Genomic DNA, 15,741 nt, shown 5'->3' on the forward strand with positions numbered 1-15,741 from the left:
CCCGAGGCGCCCGTATGATTGCCCGCTATAGCCGCCCCGAGATGACGGCGATCTGGTCTCCCGAGAGCCGCTTCCGCATCTGGTTCGAGATCGAGGCTCACGCCACCACGGCGCTGGCCGAGATCGGCGTGGTGCCCAAGGAGGCCGCCGCCACGATCTGGGAGAAGGGCCGCGACGCTGTGTTCGACGTCGCCCGCATCGACGCCATCGAGGCGGTCACCAAGCACGACGTCATCGCCTTCCTGACGCATCTCGCCGAGATCGTCGGCCCCGATGCGCGGTTCGTGCACCAGGGCATGACCTCGTCGGACGTCCTCGACACCTGTTTCAACGTGCAGCTCGTCCGGGCCGCCGACATCCTGATCAAGGATGTCGATGCACTTCTTTCCGCGATCAAGCGCCGGGCCTTCGAGCACAAGCTGACCCCGACCATCGGTCGCTCGCACGGCATCCATGCCGAGCCCGTGACCTTCGGCCTGAAGCTCGCCCAGGCCTATGCCGAGTTCGAGCGCGCCCGCGCCCGCCTCGTCGCCGCCCGCGAGGAAGTCGCCACCTGCGCGATCTCGGGCGCCGTCGGCACCTTCGCCAATATCGACCCGCGCGTGGAGGAGTATGTCGCCAAGGCGATGGGCCTCACGCCCGAGCCGGTCTCGACGCAGGTCATCCCCCGCGACCGCCACGCCATGTTCTTCGCCACCCTGGGCGTGGTCGCGAGCTCGGTGGAGCGTCTCTCCATCGAGGTGCGCCACCTGCAACGCACGGAAGTCCTGGAAGCGGAGGAGTTCTTCTCCGAGGGGCAGAAGGGCTCGTCGGCCATGCCGCACAAGCGCAACCCCGTCCTCACCGAGAACCTCACCGGCCTCGCCCGCATGGTGCGCTCCTTCGCGCTGCCCGCCATGGAGAACGTGGCGCTCTGGCACGAACGCGACATCTCGCATTCCTCGGTGGAGCGCATGATCGGCCCCGACGCGACGGTGACCCTCGACTTCGCCCTGGCGCGTCTCACCAGCGTGATCGACAAGCTGCTGATCTACCCCGAGCAGATGCAGCGCAACCTCGACAAGCTCGGCGGCCTCGTCCACTCGCAGCGGGTGCTTCTGGCCCTGACGCAGGCGGGCGTGTCCCGCGAGGACGCGTATCGCCTGGTCCAGCGCAACGCCATGCCGGTCTGGCGCGGCGAAGGCGATTTCCTCACCCTGCTGAAGGCCGATGCGGACGTCACCGCGTCGCTGAGCCCGGAGCAGATCGAGGAGTGCTTCGACCTCGGCTACCATTTCAAGCACGTGGACACGATTTTCTCGCGCGTCTTCGGTACGGCCTGAGCCAGGACCGTCCCCGACTCGGCGATCCGCGGAGCACGCTTCATGCTTCGCGGATCGCGTAGCGGCGAGGCCGCCGTTTCTATCCGGAGAAGAGGAAGTTCGATGTCGCGCATCGTCTACGTCAACGGCGAGTTCGTGCCCTTCGAGGCCGCCACCGTGTCGATCATGGACCGGGGCTTCCTGTTCGCGGACGGCATCTACGAGGTGTCCGCCGTCCTCGGCGGCCGTCTCGTGGACAACGAGGCGCATCTGGCCCGGCTCGACCGGTCGCTGGGCGAGATCGGCATCCGCAATCCCTACCCGACCGAAGAGTGGATCCGGCTCGAGACCGAACTGGTCCGTCGCAACGGCGTCGACGAGGGCCTCGTCTACATGCAGGTGACGCGGGGCGCCTTCGAGCGGGATTTCGCTTTCCCGCCGGCCGAGACCGAACCCACCGTGGTGATGTTCACGCAGGCCAAGACCGTGGCCAGGAACCCGCTGGCGGAGCGGGGCGCCAAGGTCATCACCGTCCCCGACATCCGCTGGAAGCGGCGCGACATCAAGTCGGTGGCGCTCCTCGCCCAGGTTCTGGCCAAGCAGGAGGCGGCCAAGGCGGGCGTCGCGGAAGCCTGGATGGTGGAGGACGGTTTCGTCACCGAGGGCTCCTCGTCGACCGCCTTCATCATCACCGGCGGAAAGGTGGTCACCCGCCCGCTCTCCACCGCCCTGCTGCCCGGCATCACGCGCCTTGCCGTCATGCGCCTTGCCGAGGAAGCAGGCCTGACGATCGAGGAGCGGCTGTTCTCCGTGGAGGAGGCGTTCGCGGCGCAGGAGGCCTTCTACACCAGCGCTTCGGCTTTCGTGATGCCCGTCATCGACATCGACGGGCACGAACTGGGCGACGGCAAGCCGGGCGCGCTGACGAAGCGCCTGCGCGCACTTTATCTGGAGATGGCCGGGGCATGAGGGCAGCCGGTCTCATCCGTCATCCGGCGCCGCCATAGGAACTGCATCGCCGCCGGAGCGGTTTGTCTCCCGACTTCCTGGGGGACATCGATGCCGACACCGTTTCGTCACGCCGCACTGCTCGCTTTCGCCCTCACGGCGTCGGGCGCCTATGCCCAGTCGCCCGATGCACCGCTGAAAGGGCGCGACACCTCCCCGAACATCCCGCCCTCCACGGAGACGGTGCCGGAGAAGGTTCGTCCGTCCGAGGAGGGGACCGGCGGCTCGACCTTGAGCGACAAGCTCGAGAAGAACGACGGCGTCATCACGCCACCCGGTAATTCCGCCCCGGGCCTGGTGGTCAAGCCTCCCGAGACCGGGAACAGCGGCATGCCGGTGATCAAGCCGGGCCAGTTGCCGGGCAGCGAACCGGGGACGGAAGCGCGCTAGGAATTGGGCGCACCCCAAGCGTTCGGGCGCGGTTTGCTTGATTTCCTGCGAGGGATCGCGGAAAGACCCCGGAGATGCGTGTCGGCCCGCCCTCGCGGCGGGGCGTTTCCACGCGGGCACCGGACAGGTTGAAGTGAATGGCGAACGTCGTCGTCGTGGGCGCCCAGTGGGGCGACGAAGGCAAGGGTAAGATCGTCGACTGGCTCTCCGAGCAGGCCGACGTGGTGGTCCGCTTCCAGGGCGGCCACAATGCCGGGCACACGCTCGTCATCGACGGCGTGACCTACAAGCTCGCCCTGCTCCCGTCCGGCGTCGTCCGGGGCGGAAAGCTGTCGGTGATCGGCAACGGCGTCGTCGTCGATCCGTGGCACCTCGTGGACGAGATTGCCCGGCTCCAGGCGCAGGGCGTCGAGATCTCGCCCAAGACCCTGCGCATCGCCGACAACGCGACACTGATCCTGCCGCTGCACCGCGAGCTCGACCACTTTCGCGAGACCTCGAATGCCGGCCTGAAGATCGGCACGACCAAGCGCGGCATCGGCCCTGCCTACGAGGACAAGGTCGGCCGCCGCGCCATCCGCGTGGTGGATCTGGCCGACGAGAGCACGCTGGAATCGAAGATCGAGCGGGTCCTCACCCACCACAACGCCCTGCGACGGGGCCTCGGGATCGACGAGGTCGATGCCGGCGCGCTCCTCGCCGAACTGAAGGCGATCGCGCCGACGATCCTCCCCTACGCCACCACCGTATGGAAGCTCCTCGACGACGAGCGCCGGGCGGGCAAGCGCATCCTGTTCGAGGGCGCGCAGGGTGCCCTTCTCGACGTCGATCACGGCACTTACCCGTTCGTCACCTCCTCGAACATCGTCGCCGCCCAGGCCGCCACCGGCTCCGGCATGGGGCCGTCGGCGATCGGCTACGTGCTCGGCATCGCCAAGGCCTATACGACCCGCGTCGGCGAGGGGCCGTTCCCCACCGAGCTCTTCGACGAGATCGGCGAGACGATCGGCGCCAAGGGCCGCGAGTTCGGCGTCAATACCGGGCGCAAGCGCCGCTGCGGCTGGTTCGACGCCGTGCTGGTGCGCCAGACCGTGCGGACCTCCGGCATCGACGGGATCGCCCTGACCAAGCTCGACATCCTCGACGGGTTCGACGAGATCAAGGTCTGCACCGGCTACCGCCTCGACGGACAGGTGCTCGACCACCTCCCCGCCAACCAGGCCGCGCAGGCGAAGGTCGAGCCGATCTACGAGACCATCGAGGGCTGGTCCGGCACCACCGCCGGAGCACGCTCCTGGGCCGACCTCCCCGCTCAGGCGATCAAGTACGTGCGCCGGATCGAGGAACTGATCGGAGCGCCGGTGGCACTGCTCTCCACGTCACCGGAGCGCAACGACACCATCCTGATGCACAATCCCTTCGAGGATTGAACGTCCGGCCGAGGCGAGGCCCACCGGTTCCTCCAGGGCAACCGGTGGACGAATGACAGGGGATGAAGCGCCGTGCGGGTGGATGAAGCCTCGTCCGAAGGGCGGACATCGCGGATGATGCCGACGTGCCTCGCCCAAGGGTGTTCCATCCCTGCAGTGAGAAGAGGGCGGCCTGCCGGCCGGCCCGTATAGGGCGGACCGAGGTTCGATGGCCGACTATTACCCCTTGCTGGCACGAGCGCTCCAAGCGATGCCGGATCGTTCTCCGGCCTTGCGCAAGGCGGTCTACGACCGGGCACGCGGCGCCCTGATCGGGCAACTCCGCTCGCTCGAACCGCCCCTGTCCGAAGCCGATATCGACCTCGAGAGCAAGGCCCTCGAAACCGCGATCAGCCGGGTCGAGAGCGAGCATGGTGGGCCGCCCGCCACCGTCGCCAACGATGTCGCGCCACCGGTCTTCGCCGTACCGGAGGAGCGCGACGTGCTGCCGGAAGCGGCGGCGCCCGAGCGATCCGCCGACACCGAGAGAGGCCGCATCACCGAGCCGGGCCTGCCACCGGCCCCTGAGCCGAATCTCGGGATCCGCCCTTCCCGGCCGGATCGCCAGCCGGGCGCGCAGCCCGATGCGCCGGCGCCCGCGCCGCTGCCGCCGGTGGGGGATGGACCAGCTCCGGTCTCCCAGGAGCCCGCGACGGTCCTGCCGATCAAGCCCCGCAAGGCGAAATCAGTGGACAGGGTTGCCGAGAGGAAGGCCGCCCGGGAAGCCGCGCGGAAGGCATCGAACGATGAGACCGCGAGCGAAGGGATCCAGCCGGAACCGGCCGGCGAGCCGACGCCCGAGCCGCCGGTCGCCGAAGGCGCAACGATGCCCGCAGCGGCGGATGGCGGCCATGCGCGCAATCGCCCACGCATCGACGTCGTCGCCCCGCGCAAGGGCCGCCCTCGTCTGATCCGCAACGTCTTCGTGGGAAGCGTCCTGCTCATCGTCGTCGGGCTGATCGCGGTGGCAGCCTTCATGCTGCGCGACAAGCCCTCGGACCTGCAGCCCGGCACTACCGAGGCTCAGGAAGAGACTTCCGAGTCCGGTGCCGCGAAGTATGCCGACCGGATCGGGGGGGATGCTCCCGCCTCCACGGAACGACGCGACCCCTCCGCCCGCCAGACGCTCGCCCGGCCGCCAGCCACGACGCCGGCCGATCCGACCAAACCGCCGGCCCAGCCCGACGTGGCCGTCGCGCAGCGCGCCGTTCTCTTCGAGGAAAACACGGCGGGCGGAAACGCCCAGCCAATCACCTTCCAGGGCATGGTCGTATGGCGCCTGGAGGCGATGAACGGTGAGCAGGGCCAGCCGCTGGAAACCGTCATCCGGGGGCGTGTGACCTTCGCCGAGGCCGGCCTGTCTCTGGTCATGACCATCCGGCGGAACCTCGACGCCACCTTCCCCGCCTCCCACACCATCGAACTGGCCTTCACCACGACGAGTCCGGCCGGGGATACGCATTCCGTCCAGGATGTCGGCCTGCTGAGTGCGAAGGAAGAAGAGAGCGGCCGGGGCTCGCCGGTCTCGGGCCTGCCGGTGCGCGTGAAGGAGAACCTGTTCCTCATCGGCCTGTCGTCGCTGCAGGCCGACGTGGACCGCAACACCGACCTTCTGGAGCACCGCAACTGGTTCGACCTGCCGATGAAGTTCGCCGCCGGGCCTCGCGGCGTGCTGACCTTCGAGAAGGGTTCATCGGGCAATCAGGTCATCCGCTCCGCCTTCGAGCAGTGGCGTCGATAGGGGCGACACAAAGAAAGCTGGTCCCGCAGCGGCGGAACCGGCTTGTCCGTCATCGCCCCCCGATGCGGCGTCTCGTCCACCTTTCACGACCCTGAAACACAGGTCCGTATCCATGAGGTCCGGCGGACGACCGCCGCCGCGCAGTCGCGCAGACAGGCCTCGCTGAGTCAGGCTCACCGAGGCCTGATATCAGGCGTGGGCGGCGGCCCGTGGCGCCTCGCGAGTGGCGAGGTTGCGCTTGACCGCTTCCTGAATCTTCTCGAACGCCCGGACCTCGATCTGGCGGACGCGCTCGCGTGACACCCCAAATTCACCCGACAGGTCTTCGAGGGTGATCGGGTCATCGGCGAGACGGCGCGCCTCGAAGATGCGGCGCTCGCGCGGATTGAGGACCGACAATGCGTCGCGCAGGGCGGTCAGACGGTTCTGGCCCTCCTCTTCGCGGGCGAGCACGGTCTCCTGGCTCGGGCTGTTGTCCACCAGCCAATCCTGCCACTCGCCCTCCCCTTCCTCACGCAACGGAGCGTTGAGGGAGGTGTCGCCCGAGAGGCGGCGGTTCATGTCGATCACGTCCTGCTCGGGCACGCCGAGCTTGACGGCGATCTGAGCCACCTGATCCGGCTTGAGATCACCCTCGTCCAGGGCGGAAATCTTGCCCTTGGCCTTCCGGAGATTGAAGAACAGCTTCTTCTGGTTCGCCGTGGTGCCCATCTTCACCAGCGACCACGAGCGCAGGATGTATTCCTGGATCGCGGCCTTGATCCACCACATGGCGTAGGTGGCGAGGCGGAAGCCCTTGTCCGGCTCGAAGCGCTTGACGGCCTGCATCAGGCCCACATTGCCCTCGGACACGACCTCGCCGATCGGCAGGCCATAGCCACGGTAGCCCATGGCGATCTTCGCCACGAGCCGAAGATGCGAGGTGACGAGGCGGTGCGCCGCATCGCGGTCGCCCTGTTCACGCCAGCTCTTGGCCAGCGTGAACTCCTCGTTCGGCTCGAGCATCGGAAACTTGCGGATTTCATCGAGGTAGCGCGAAAGGCCACCCTCGGTGGCGAGCACGGGTAGTGCGCCTGCCATAGTCATCTCTCCTTGCAAGGTCCCCCGAACGGGCAGACCAGAAACGAACCGCCGCTCTTCGAGCCGACCGTCCCACTCCCCAAGACTACTCGGAAAGGAAACGGTGCGGTAGCGGTCCGTGACTCGACCATCGCCATCAACGCGCCAGCGAGCCGATCGCCCGAAGGTGACACGAAAGGCCGCGCCCCGGGGTGCGCCGGCACACCTGTTTGCCGGCGACCCTTGACAGCGACACCTCTGCAACAGGACCGGTGGTCGAGGGTTCCCCTAGCCGGCCACAGGCTCGCACCCGGGCGCCACCCACTTCCTCAAGATCGGTCGTTCGCCCTCAGCGCGGAGATGAGGGCGGCCATGTCCGGCGGGATCGGGCTCTCGAAGCGCAGGACCTCGCCGGTGCGAGGATGCTCGAACCCCAGAATGGCGGCATGGAGGGCCTGCCGGCCCAAGGCTTCCAGCGAGGCCCGCGCTGACGCCCCGAGCCGCGCGGCCTTGGTCTTGAAGGCGTTGCCATAGACCGCATCGCCGAGAAGCGGATGGCCGCGATGGCTCAGATGGACGCGGATCTGGTGGGTTCGCCCGGTCTCGAGCCGGCACCGGACAAGGGCGACTTCGGTTCCCGCATCCAGGATCTCCTCGACGACGTAATGCGTGATCGCCGTGCGCCCCTCGCCCGGGCGCATGATGGCGATCTTCTCGCGGTTGCGCTGGCTGCGTCCGAGTTCGACGTCGATGGTGCCCAGCCGGGGCTCCGGCGCTCCCCAGGTCAGGGCGAGATAGGCGCGCTCCAGGGGTCCGTTGCGGCCATGGTCGGCGAACTGCGCCGTGAGCCCCTTGTGGGCGAGATCGTTCTTGGCGACGACGAGGAGACCGCTCGTGTCCTTGTCGAGCCGATGCACGATCCCGGGTCTGCGCACGCCGCCGATGCCCGACAGGCTTTCCCCGCAATGGGCGATGAGGCCGTTCACCAGGGTTCCGGCATCGTGGCCGGGGGCCGGGTGGACCACCAGCCCCGCCGGCTTGTCGATGACGATCAGGTCGTCGTCCTCGTGCACGATGACGAGATCGAGGGTCTCCGCCACCGGCGTCGCGTCCACCGGCGCGGGAATGGTCACGTCGAGGACGGCGCCCGCGCCGACCTTCAGCGACAGGTCGAGGACGACGATCCCGTCCTTGCTCACCTGGCCGGTGCGGATCAGGTCCTGCAGCCGCGAGCGCGACACGTCCGGCAGCGCGCGGGCGAGCGCCCTGTCGATGCGCTCCGCCTGCGCGTCCAGGTCGAGGACGACGCGGCGATCCTGCGGTTCTTGCACGATGTGATCTCTTTCGATGCCGATGACATTTAAGCGCGCGGCAGCTCTTGCTCCCCCGCCCGACCGTCGCTATACGATCGCCAACCGGCCGGAAAGCTCCCATCGTCTAGCGGTCTAGGACGTCGCCCTCTCACGGCGAAAACAGGGGTTCGATTCCCCTTGGGAGCGCCAGCGGTTCTTGTAAGTCAGTCGTCCTGACGACACGGCCTCGCCCCTCCCCCGGATCGGCTCGAGGCCAGCGATACACAGAACCCTGCTCTCTACACTCTTCGGTCTCGCCCTTTCTGCGCTGCAAAACAGGTGATCGCGTTGTCCGGCGCTTCCGGCACGTCAGCCGATGCCGCAGGAGGCAAGGCCTCGAGCGCTGGCGGTGCCCGAACTGCGCGAGCGTAGCGCTCCGCGCGGCTCAGCGGACAGGATCTCAGCGGACAGGATCTCAGCGCGCACCGCCTCGTCTTCGTGGGGGATCCCATGACACAAGGGTGGGATGCCGGCGTCTAGGGCATGTTCTGGGGGGGTGTGGAAGACGACGACGAGGATTGCGGCGATCCCGCGCAAGGCGTCGAGTTCGAGGAGCCTCCCCGGTCGCTCGGGCGATCGTTCGTGGCCCGCCCTCGGGGTCCGCCCCGGTCGCTCCGGTCACGCCATGAACGCCGTCCTCGGCTCTCCGTCGCAGACCCCATATTTCGGCAGGATGGCGTGACGAGGCGCTTCTACGTCCTGAAAGTCGCCGATCCTTCGACGGACACTCGGGGTGCCCTCCCCGTCGACATCGGAGCTGCGCGTCCCGGCATGGCTCCTCATCCGAAAGAGCCCCGCCGACCCGCCCGAGGCTGATCGCGACGACAACGCTCGCGGATCGTTGTGCGCTGCACTCGCCCGTCGGTTACCCGTTGAACACGTGCGGGTTTCACGCCGCAGGCCGCCCGGCGCCCCACATCGTCAAAGTGCGGCGCAATGACGAATATCGCCGGGATAGGCGGCCGCCGGCCTTGCGACTCATGAACGCCCGATTAACACTGCCTACTCCGAAAGAACGAATCGACCGATTCGTTGAGGCCGGGAGACACGCCATGTCCCAGACGATTCACGTCAAACCGACCCATGACGGCACCTATACGGTCTATCGCGGGCCGACGGCCCTCGTGAGCGGCCTCACCCGGCTCCAGGCCGAGCTGTATCAAGCCAGCATCACCCGTCAGGCGCAACGCCCCCTCGTGGCATTGACGGCCTGATCCGGCGCGGCCGGCGGATGAGCGATCATCGCCGCGTCAGCTTCAACACCCGGAGGTCGGCGATCGTCCCGGCCTCCGTCAGGCCGCGTTCCTTGGCCTCAATGACATAGCGGTCGTCCGCTCTGGTCACCGCATAGACATGATAGCTCGCCCGACGGTGCAACGCGCCGCCATGCGACACCGCCGAGGCTGAGGGAGCGCCGACCACGGGGACGCCGGTGCCGTCCGGCCCGCGGACGAAACCGATGCTTCCAACATGGTTGTGCCCGTGCAGGATCAGGTCCGCGCCGGCACGTCCGATCATCGCGGTGAACGTCTCCGCATCCTTCAATTCGCGCCCCGGCGAGGCGCCCCCGGGCTGGGGCGGATGATGGATCATGACCACACGAAACGGCGGTTCGGGCTCGCGGCCCAAGCGTGTCAAAATGGCCTCGACGGTCTCGATCTGAGGGGGGCCGAGCCGGCCGCTCGCGACGAAGGGCTTCGTCGGAATGGCCGACGACACTCCGATGAGGGCGAGCGGACCGCGCCGCCTGAGATACGGAAACACCCCGTCGGTGCCGTCGTCGCCCGAGGTCCAGGCACCGCAGGCCTTCAACAGCCCCTCAAGCGAGCCACGCACATAGGCGTCGTGATTGCCCGGAACGAAACTCACCGTGTCCGGGGTGCCGAGCGCTTGGAGAAAGTCCCTGGCCGTCGCCCACTCGCTCGGCAGGCCGATGTTGCACAGGTCCCCCGTGCAGGCGACGTGATCGTGGGGCTGCGTCCGCAGATCGGCCACCAGCGCGGCGAGAATCTCCATGTCGTGGTGGCGGCTGCGCCCGCGCCGCCAGTTCACGTAGCCGGTGGCCCGCTTGCTCAGAAGCTGGCGCAGGCGCGGACGGGCGATGGGGCCGACATGCGGATCGGTGAGGTGAGCGAGGCGGAACATCGGTCTCCGTTTCGAAACAGGCGCCCGCCTTCGTCACTCCCGGCTACCGCGTCAAGCCTCGCCCCTTTTCGGCCGGCGCTTCGATTTCGGGCCGACGCCATCTGATCCGGGGGAACGATCATACAGGTTTCGACACCCACAGCGTCGTTCCCCAGATAGTCACGCATCTCGCGGAATGCGCCGCCCTGCCCTCCTGCCCAGCGGATCTCGGGCCTGCCCGAGATCCGTCGAGCTTGTGGGGAGGAGTTGGAGGTGGGGGTGGTCGGGCGACCCTCGACGTGCGGAGGCTGGCCAAACCACCCGCACTCCTGACCTCCGCCCATAAGGGGGAGAGGGACGCGCTCGGCTTGAAGCGGCGTCGCTCCCGCCGCGACGCTCTCACGCATGTGAAGATCGAGCGGCGGGGAAGGACGGGGTGAAGCGGTCCCGGCATGGTTGCGCGGGCAATTCGAACGGCGTTAGACCCTGCGGGACCGGTATGGCTCCCGAGCGGGCGACGTTCGACGGATGCGCCGGCGGCGCAACCGGGCGTGGACGTCTCGGGCACCGACTGGACGGATGGCCGATCCGGCGGCCCGTGGAACCGAGTGAATGAGCCTTCTCAAACGCATCGGCCGGTCTCCACCGGTTCAGAAAAGCCTCGGCTTTGCCGCCTATCACTACCTGCGCCTCGTGCGCGCCACGAACCGCTTCACGGTGGAGCCGACCGAGCCACACCGGTGGCTCGACGGGCTGTCGCCGTTCATCGCCGGGATGTGGCACGGCCAGCATACGATGATTTCGTTCATGCGCCGGCCGCAGGACCGGATCGCCACGATCATTTCGCGCTCGGCGGACGGCAACATCAACACCATCGCCCTCACCCGGATGGGGGTTCGCGTCATCCGGGCCTCCGGAGCCCGTGGCCGCGCCGTGCGGGACATTCGGGCGAAGGGTGGGGCGGAAGGCCTGCGCGCCATGATCCGCGCCCTGAAGGACGGCGAGAGCGTCGCCTTCAGCGCCGATGTGCCCAAGGTGTCGCGCCGATGCGACGTCGGCATCCTCACCCTGGCACGCTTCTCCGGCCGGCCGATCATTCCCGTCGCGGTGGTGACGAGCCGGCACCTGCGCTTCGACAGCTGGGACAAGGCCTGTTTCGGGCTGCCCTTCGGCAGGGGCGCCATGGTCTTCGGGGAGCCGGTCCTCGTCCCGCGCGACGTCGAACCGGAGGAACTGGAGCGTTTGCGCCAGCGGCTGGAGAACGAAATGAACCGGGTCCACGACCGGGCCTACACCCTCGTCGGTCGCCTCGACCGGGTCGTCGATCCGGTGGCCGGTTCCCTCGCCCTCGGGCCGTTTGCGTGAAGACGCCTCCCCTCACCATCGCCCTCCAGGCTTATCGCTACGGGCTCTATGTGGGTGAGCCGGCGGTGGCCGGCCTGCTGGCCTGGCGCTCGCGCAAGGGCAAGGAAGACCCCGGCCGCCTGTCCGAGCGACGTGGCCTTCCCGGACGAGCCCGCCCCGTCGGGCCCCTGGCCTGGATGCACGGCGCCAGCGTCGGCGAGGTGCTCTCCCTCGTCGGATTGATCGACGGCATGATCGCCCGGGGTTTCAGCGTCCTCGTCACCACGGGAACCCGCAGTGCCGCCGAACTGATCGGCCGGCGCCTGCCGGCGGGCGCGGTGCATCAATACATGCCCCTCGACGCGCCGCGCTGGATCGAGCGCTTCATCGAGCATTGGCAGCCGGATCTGGCGCTGGTGGCGGAATCCGAGATCTGGCCGAACACGGTCATCGCCCTGCACCAGCGCGGCATCCCCCTCCTCCTCGTCAACGGCCGGATGTCGGAACGCTCGTTCAAGGGCTGGGCGCGCTCGCCGCGCACGGCGGAAGCCCTGCTCTCGCGCATCGCCATCTGCCTCGCACAGACCAAGGACGATGCCGAGCGCTTCGAAAGGCTCGGCGCGCCCCGCGTGAGCGTCGCCGGAAACCTGAAATACGATTCGGCCGTGCCCCCGGCGGACGAGCAGCAGCTCGCCTATCTGCGCGACATCGTCGGCGACCGGCCGGTCTGGGTCGCGGCCAGCACCCATCCGGGCGAGGATGCCATGGTGGCCGAGGCCCACGCGACCCTCAGGACACGACTGCCGAACCTCCTGACCATCGTCGTGCCGCGCCATCCCCACCGTGGCGGGGAGGTCGCGGAATGCGCCGCCGCCGTCGGCCTGCGGAGCGCCCTGCGCTCGCGTGGCGGCCGCCCCCATGGCGGCGTCGATCTCTACGTCGCCGATACGCTCGGGGAACTGGGCCTGTTCTATCGCCTCGCACCTCTGGTGTTCCTCGGTGGCTCGATGACGCGGCGTGGCGGCCAGAACCCGATCGAGCCGACCCGCCTCCACGCGGCGATCCTGCACGGGCCGAACGTCCAGAACTTCGCCCAGGTCTATCGCGCCCTCGACGAGGCCGGTGGGGCGATGATGGTGGCGGATGCCGGGGAGCTGGCAGCCGCCGTGGGCGACCTCCTCCACGACACGCCCCGATCCCGCGCCATGGCGGAGGCCGGCAACGCCGCCCTGCGGCCGTTCGAAGGGGCGGTGGAGCGAACCCTCGCGATTCTCGATCCCTTCATCGCCCAGATGAAGCTCGCGGCCATGGCCGGCTCCTGATGCGGCCCCCGGCCTTCTGGGATGCCCCCGGTCATCCCCTCGGCCGGTTCCTGGCACCCCTTGGGCATTTCTATGGCTCGCGCGTCGCCGCCCGCATGGACCGCGCTGGCGAGCGGGCGGCATGCCCCGTCATCTGCATCGGCAACTTCACCCTGGGCGGGGCGGGCAAGACCCCCACGGCTCTCGCCGTGGCGGCATTGCTGAGGAAAATCGGGGCGGAGCCCGCCTTCCTGACCCGTGGCTATGGCGGGCGCCTGGCCGGCCCGGTGGCGGTGGATCCGACCCGGCACACCTCTCTGGACGTGGGAGACGAGCCGCTTCTCCTCGCCCGTGGTGCCCGCACGATCCTCGCCCGTGACCGGCCCGAAGGGGCGAGGCTCTGCCGGGCTCTCGGTGCCGATGTGGTGGTGATGGATGACGGGCTCCAGAATCCGAGCCTCACCAAGGACCTGTCCCTCGCGGTGGTCGATGCGGGTAGCGGCATCGGCAACGGCCTGGCCTTCCCGGCCGGCCCTTTGCGGGCACCGCTCGCGCGGCAATGGCGCCATGTCCACGGCCTCGTCGTCATCGGCGAGGGCGCCCAGGGCGAGGCATTGGCGGTGGAGGCGGCGTCGCGGGGGCTGCCGGTCCATCGGGGCAAGCTGGTTCCGACAGCGCCGACAGCCGTCGCGGGAAAGCCCGTGCTCGCTTTCGCCGGGATCGGTCGACCGCGAAAATTCTTCGAAACCCTGGCCGAGGCCGGAGCGAGCGTCATAGAGACCCGGACCTTTCCGGATCACCATCCCTATCGTGCCGCGGACCTCGCCGCGCTCGCGGCATGGGCCGACGCCCTGGGGGCGATGCTGGTGACGACGGAGAAGGACATGGTGCGCCTGCCGGCGGATTTCGCCGCGAGGGTGACGGCACTGGGCGTCACCCTTCGGTTCGACGACGAGGGGAGCGTCCTCGCCCAGCTGCGCCGCGCGGGCGAGGCGTTCAGCCCGGCGACCGTCCCAGCTCGGCCAGACGCTTCATCACCGCCTCGGGCGTGATGTAGGCCTCCTGCAGTTCGGCGCTCCAGTAGCGAAGGCTGTCGAGGGCGATCGGCTCGCCGGTCACCGCGCAGCGCACGAAACTGCCTGGCTTCACGATGCGCATGGTGCCGTCGCCATACTCCACCGTCGCCTCGCCGGAGGCCTTGCGTTCGAACCGACCCAGCATGTCTCGCCCGCTTCCCAACTGAGACCATCGAAGGAGCGTTCTAGGATCGTGGCGGCGCCATGTCGATGATGTTCGATGGCGCGCGAAAAGGCGTCCGATGGCGCTCGAACAGGGGGTCCGATGGCGCTCGACAGGGGGGTGGCGTTCCTGTTCTAACGGGACGTGAACCCTCCCACCGGATCCGATGCGATGACGGACACGATCGGCGCGGACCTCGCGGCTCTGTTCGAGGCGGCCGCGGCTGCTAAGTCCCTGGCCTACGCGCCTTATTCCGACTTCCCCGTCGGCGCCGCCCTGAGGGACGAGCACGGCCGCCTGCATGCCGGCTGCAACGTCGAGAACGCCGCCTACCCCGTCGGCACCTGCGCCGAAGCAGGCGCCATCGCGGCCATGATCGCCGGCGGCGGACGCGCCATAACCGCCATTCTCATCATCGGAAACGGCCCGAATCTGGTGACGCCATGCGGCGCCTGCCGCCAGCGGATCAGGGAGTTCGCCGCACCCGGAACGCCGATCCACATCGCCGGTCCGGAGGGCATCCGCCAGAGCTTCACCCTGGAGGCGCTGCTGCCGGATTCCTTCGGCCCAGACAATCTGCACCGCAAGAATATGCTCGCCGATGCCTGACGCAGCCATCTCGCTCGCAGCCGACACCGTCCTGAGCCACGGTTTCGGCGGGCCCTACGATGCCGCCATCGTCACCGGCACGGCCCTCGGACTCGTCGCCGGAAAGCTCGAAGACCGCCTCTCCCTCGCCTATTCGGAGATTCCAGGCTTTCCCTCTCCCGGCGTGACGGGTCACGGCGGCACCCTCCATGCTGGGCGCCTCTCCGGGCGCCGCGTGCTGGTCTTCGAAGGGCGGAGCCATGCCTACGAGACCGGCGACGCCGCCGTCATGAAGGTGCCGCTGGGCGTCGCCAAGGCGCTCGGAGTCCCGCTCCTTCTCCTCACCAACGCGGCCGGATCGCTGGTGGCGCAGGCGGGGCCAGGCAGCCTCGTGGCCCTCAGCGACCACATCAATCTGTCTGGCCTCAATCCTCTGATCGGCGAGACGGGCGATGACCGCTTCATCCCCATGGTCGGCGCCTACGATGCAGCGGCCCGCAAGACCCTCCACGAAGCGGCGCAGGATTGCGGGATCCCATTGCACGAGGGTGTCTATGCATGGTTCTCGGGCCCCAGCTTCGAGACCCCGGCCGAGATCCGCATGGCGGGGCGCCTCGGCGCCGACCTCGTGGGCATGTCGACAGTGCCGGAGGCGATCCTCGCCCGGTTCTTCGGTTTGAAGGTCGCGGCGATCTCCGTCGTCACGAACTTCGCCGCCGGAATCGGAGACGGCGATCCGCATCACGACGAGACCAAGCGCGCGGCGGCCGCCGCTGCTTTCGATCTCGCCCGTCTCATCGACGGGTTCGTCGCACGGCTGTAGGA

General features: G+C 68.6%; 15 protein-coding genes and 1 tRNA gene. 12 read left to right on the forward strand and 4 right to left on the reverse strand.

Annotated elements, in window-relative coordinates:
* Positions 1-14: 14 nt before the first annotated feature.
* The 5 genes from purB to MBTS_RS00995 all read left to right on the forward strand — a co-directional run bounded on the left by purB (position 15) and on the right by MBTS_RS00995 (position 5,909).
* Positions 15-1,322: an adenylosuccinate lyase gene (purB, locus tag MBTS_RS00975; RefSeq protein WP_192214911.1), complete on the forward strand. Its 1,308-nt coding sequence runs from the start codon at positions 15-17 to the stop codon at positions 1,320-1,322.
* A 102-nt stretch (positions 1,323-1,424) separates the two neighbouring features.
* The gene (locus tag MBTS_RS00980; protein WP_192214912.1) at positions 1,425-2,270 is read left to right on the forward strand and encodes a D-amino-acid transaminase; all 846 of its coding nucleotides are present in this window, start codon (positions 1,425-1,427) and stop codon (positions 2,268-2,270) included.
* 90 nt (positions 2,271-2,360) lie between these two features.
* Positions 2,361-2,699 carry a hypothetical protein gene (locus tag MBTS_RS00985; RefSeq protein ID WP_018042152.1) on the forward strand — a complete coding sequence of 113 codons (339 nt, stop codon included), beginning with the start codon at positions 2,361-2,363 and terminating at the stop codon, positions 2,697-2,699.
* A gap of 137 nt (positions 2,700-2,836) precedes the next feature.
* Positions 2,837-4,129: an adenylosuccinate synthase gene (locus MBTS_RS00990; RefSeq protein WP_056150105.1), complete on the forward strand. Its 1,293-nt coding sequence runs from the start codon at positions 2,837-2,839 to the stop codon at positions 4,127-4,129.
* A 250-nt stretch (positions 4,130-4,379) separates the two neighbouring features.
* Positions 4,380-5,909 carry a histidine kinase gene (locus MBTS_RS00995; protein WP_425324814.1) on the forward strand — a complete coding sequence of 510 codons (1,530 nt, stop codon included), beginning with the start codon at positions 4,380-4,382 and terminating at the stop codon, positions 5,907-5,909.
* 189 nt (positions 5,910-6,098) lie between these two features.
* Here the strand turns inward: MBTS_RS00995 and rpoH are convergent, their stop codons facing one another.
* The gene (rpoH, locus tag MBTS_RS01000; protein ID WP_026175648.1) at positions 6,099-6,989 is read right to left on the reverse strand and encodes an RNA polymerase sigma factor RpoH; all 891 of its coding nucleotides are present in this window, start codon (positions 6,987-6,989) and stop codon (positions 6,099-6,101) included.
* 308 nt (positions 6,990-7,297) lie between these two features.
* Positions 7,298-8,299 carry an RluA family pseudouridine synthase gene (locus tag MBTS_RS01005; RefSeq protein WP_192214913.1) on the reverse strand — a complete coding sequence of 334 codons (1,002 nt, stop codon included), beginning with the start codon at positions 8,297-8,299 and terminating at the stop codon, positions 7,298-7,300.
* 95 nt (positions 8,300-8,394) lie between these two features.
* Here MBTS_RS01005 and MBTS_RS01010 point away from each other — a divergent pair.
* A tRNA-Glu gene (locus MBTS_RS01010) sits at positions 8,395-8,470 on the forward strand.
* A gap of 902 nt (positions 8,471-9,372) precedes the next feature.
* Positions 9,373-9,534 (forward strand): hypothetical protein, encoded by a 162-nt coding sequence (locus MBTS_RS01015; protein ID WP_187273386.1) that lies wholly within the window; start codon positions 9,373-9,375, stop codon positions 9,532-9,534.
* Positions 9,535-9,559: 25 nt separating this feature from the next.
* Here MBTS_RS01015 and MBTS_RS01020 read toward each other — a convergent pair whose 3' ends face one another.
* Positions 9,560-10,465: a metallophosphoesterase family protein gene (locus MBTS_RS01020; protein ID WP_056150117.1), complete on the reverse strand. Its 906-nt coding sequence runs from the start codon at positions 10,463-10,465 to the stop codon at positions 9,560-9,562.
* A 591-nt stretch (positions 10,466-11,056) separates the two neighbouring features.
* Here MBTS_RS01020 and MBTS_RS01025 point away from each other — a divergent pair.
* The 3 genes from MBTS_RS01025 to lpxK are packed head-to-tail and all read left to right on the forward strand — an operon-like array spanning position 11,057 to position 14,141.
* Complete coding sequence (locus MBTS_RS01025; RefSeq protein ID WP_192214914.1) at positions 11,057-11,809, forward strand: lysophospholipid acyltransferase family protein; 753 nt, start codon at positions 11,057-11,059, stop codon at positions 11,807-11,809.
* A complete protein-coding gene (locus MBTS_RS01030; protein ID WP_192214915.1) occupies positions 11,806-13,110 on the forward strand; it encodes a 3-deoxy-D-manno-octulosonic acid transferase in 1,305 nt (434 codons plus the stop codon). The genes MBTS_RS01025 and MBTS_RS01030 overlap by 4 nt, the downstream gene beginning before the upstream one ends.
* On the forward strand, positions 13,110-14,141 hold the full coding sequence (lpxK, locus tag MBTS_RS01035) for a tetraacyldisaccharide 4'-kinase (protein WP_056150124.1): 1,032 nt from the start codon (positions 13,110-13,112) through the stop codon (positions 14,139-14,141). Before MBTS_RS01030 ends, lpxK begins: the two co-directional genes overlap by 1 nt.
* On the opposite strand, the gene MBTS_RS01040 is transcribed toward lpxK, so the two are convergent.
* The gene (locus tag MBTS_RS01040; protein WP_018042140.1) at positions 14,086-14,310 is read right to left on the reverse strand and encodes a DUF2093 domain-containing protein; all 225 of its coding nucleotides are present in this window, start codon (positions 14,308-14,310) and stop codon (positions 14,086-14,088) included. The two genes, lpxK and MBTS_RS01040, sit on opposite strands and share 56 nt — an antisense overlap.
* A gap of 189 nt (positions 14,311-14,499) precedes the next feature.
* On the opposite strand from MBTS_RS01040, the gene MBTS_RS01045 reads away from it, so the two are divergent.
* Together MBTS_RS01045 and MBTS_RS01050 are read left to right on the forward strand one after the other, a co-directional pair.
* Positions 14,500-14,937, forward strand: coding sequence for a cytidine deaminase (locus MBTS_RS01045; protein ID WP_018042139.1), 438 nt, complete (start codon positions 14,500-14,502; stop codon positions 14,935-14,937).
* Positions 14,930-15,739, forward strand: a complete 810-nt coding sequence (locus tag MBTS_RS01050) for a purine-nucleoside phosphorylase (RefSeq protein WP_147831301.1) — start codon at positions 14,930-14,932, stop codon at positions 15,737-15,739. Before MBTS_RS01045 ends, MBTS_RS01050 begins: the two co-directional genes overlap by 8 nt.
* The last annotated feature ends 2 nt before the right edge of the window (positions 15,740-15,741 follow it).

Source organism: Methylobacterium bullatum, from assembly GCF_014845095.1.
Classification (GTDB): domain Bacteria; phylum Pseudomonadota; class Alphaproteobacteria; order Rhizobiales; family Beijerinckiaceae; genus Methylobacterium; species Methylobacterium bullatum.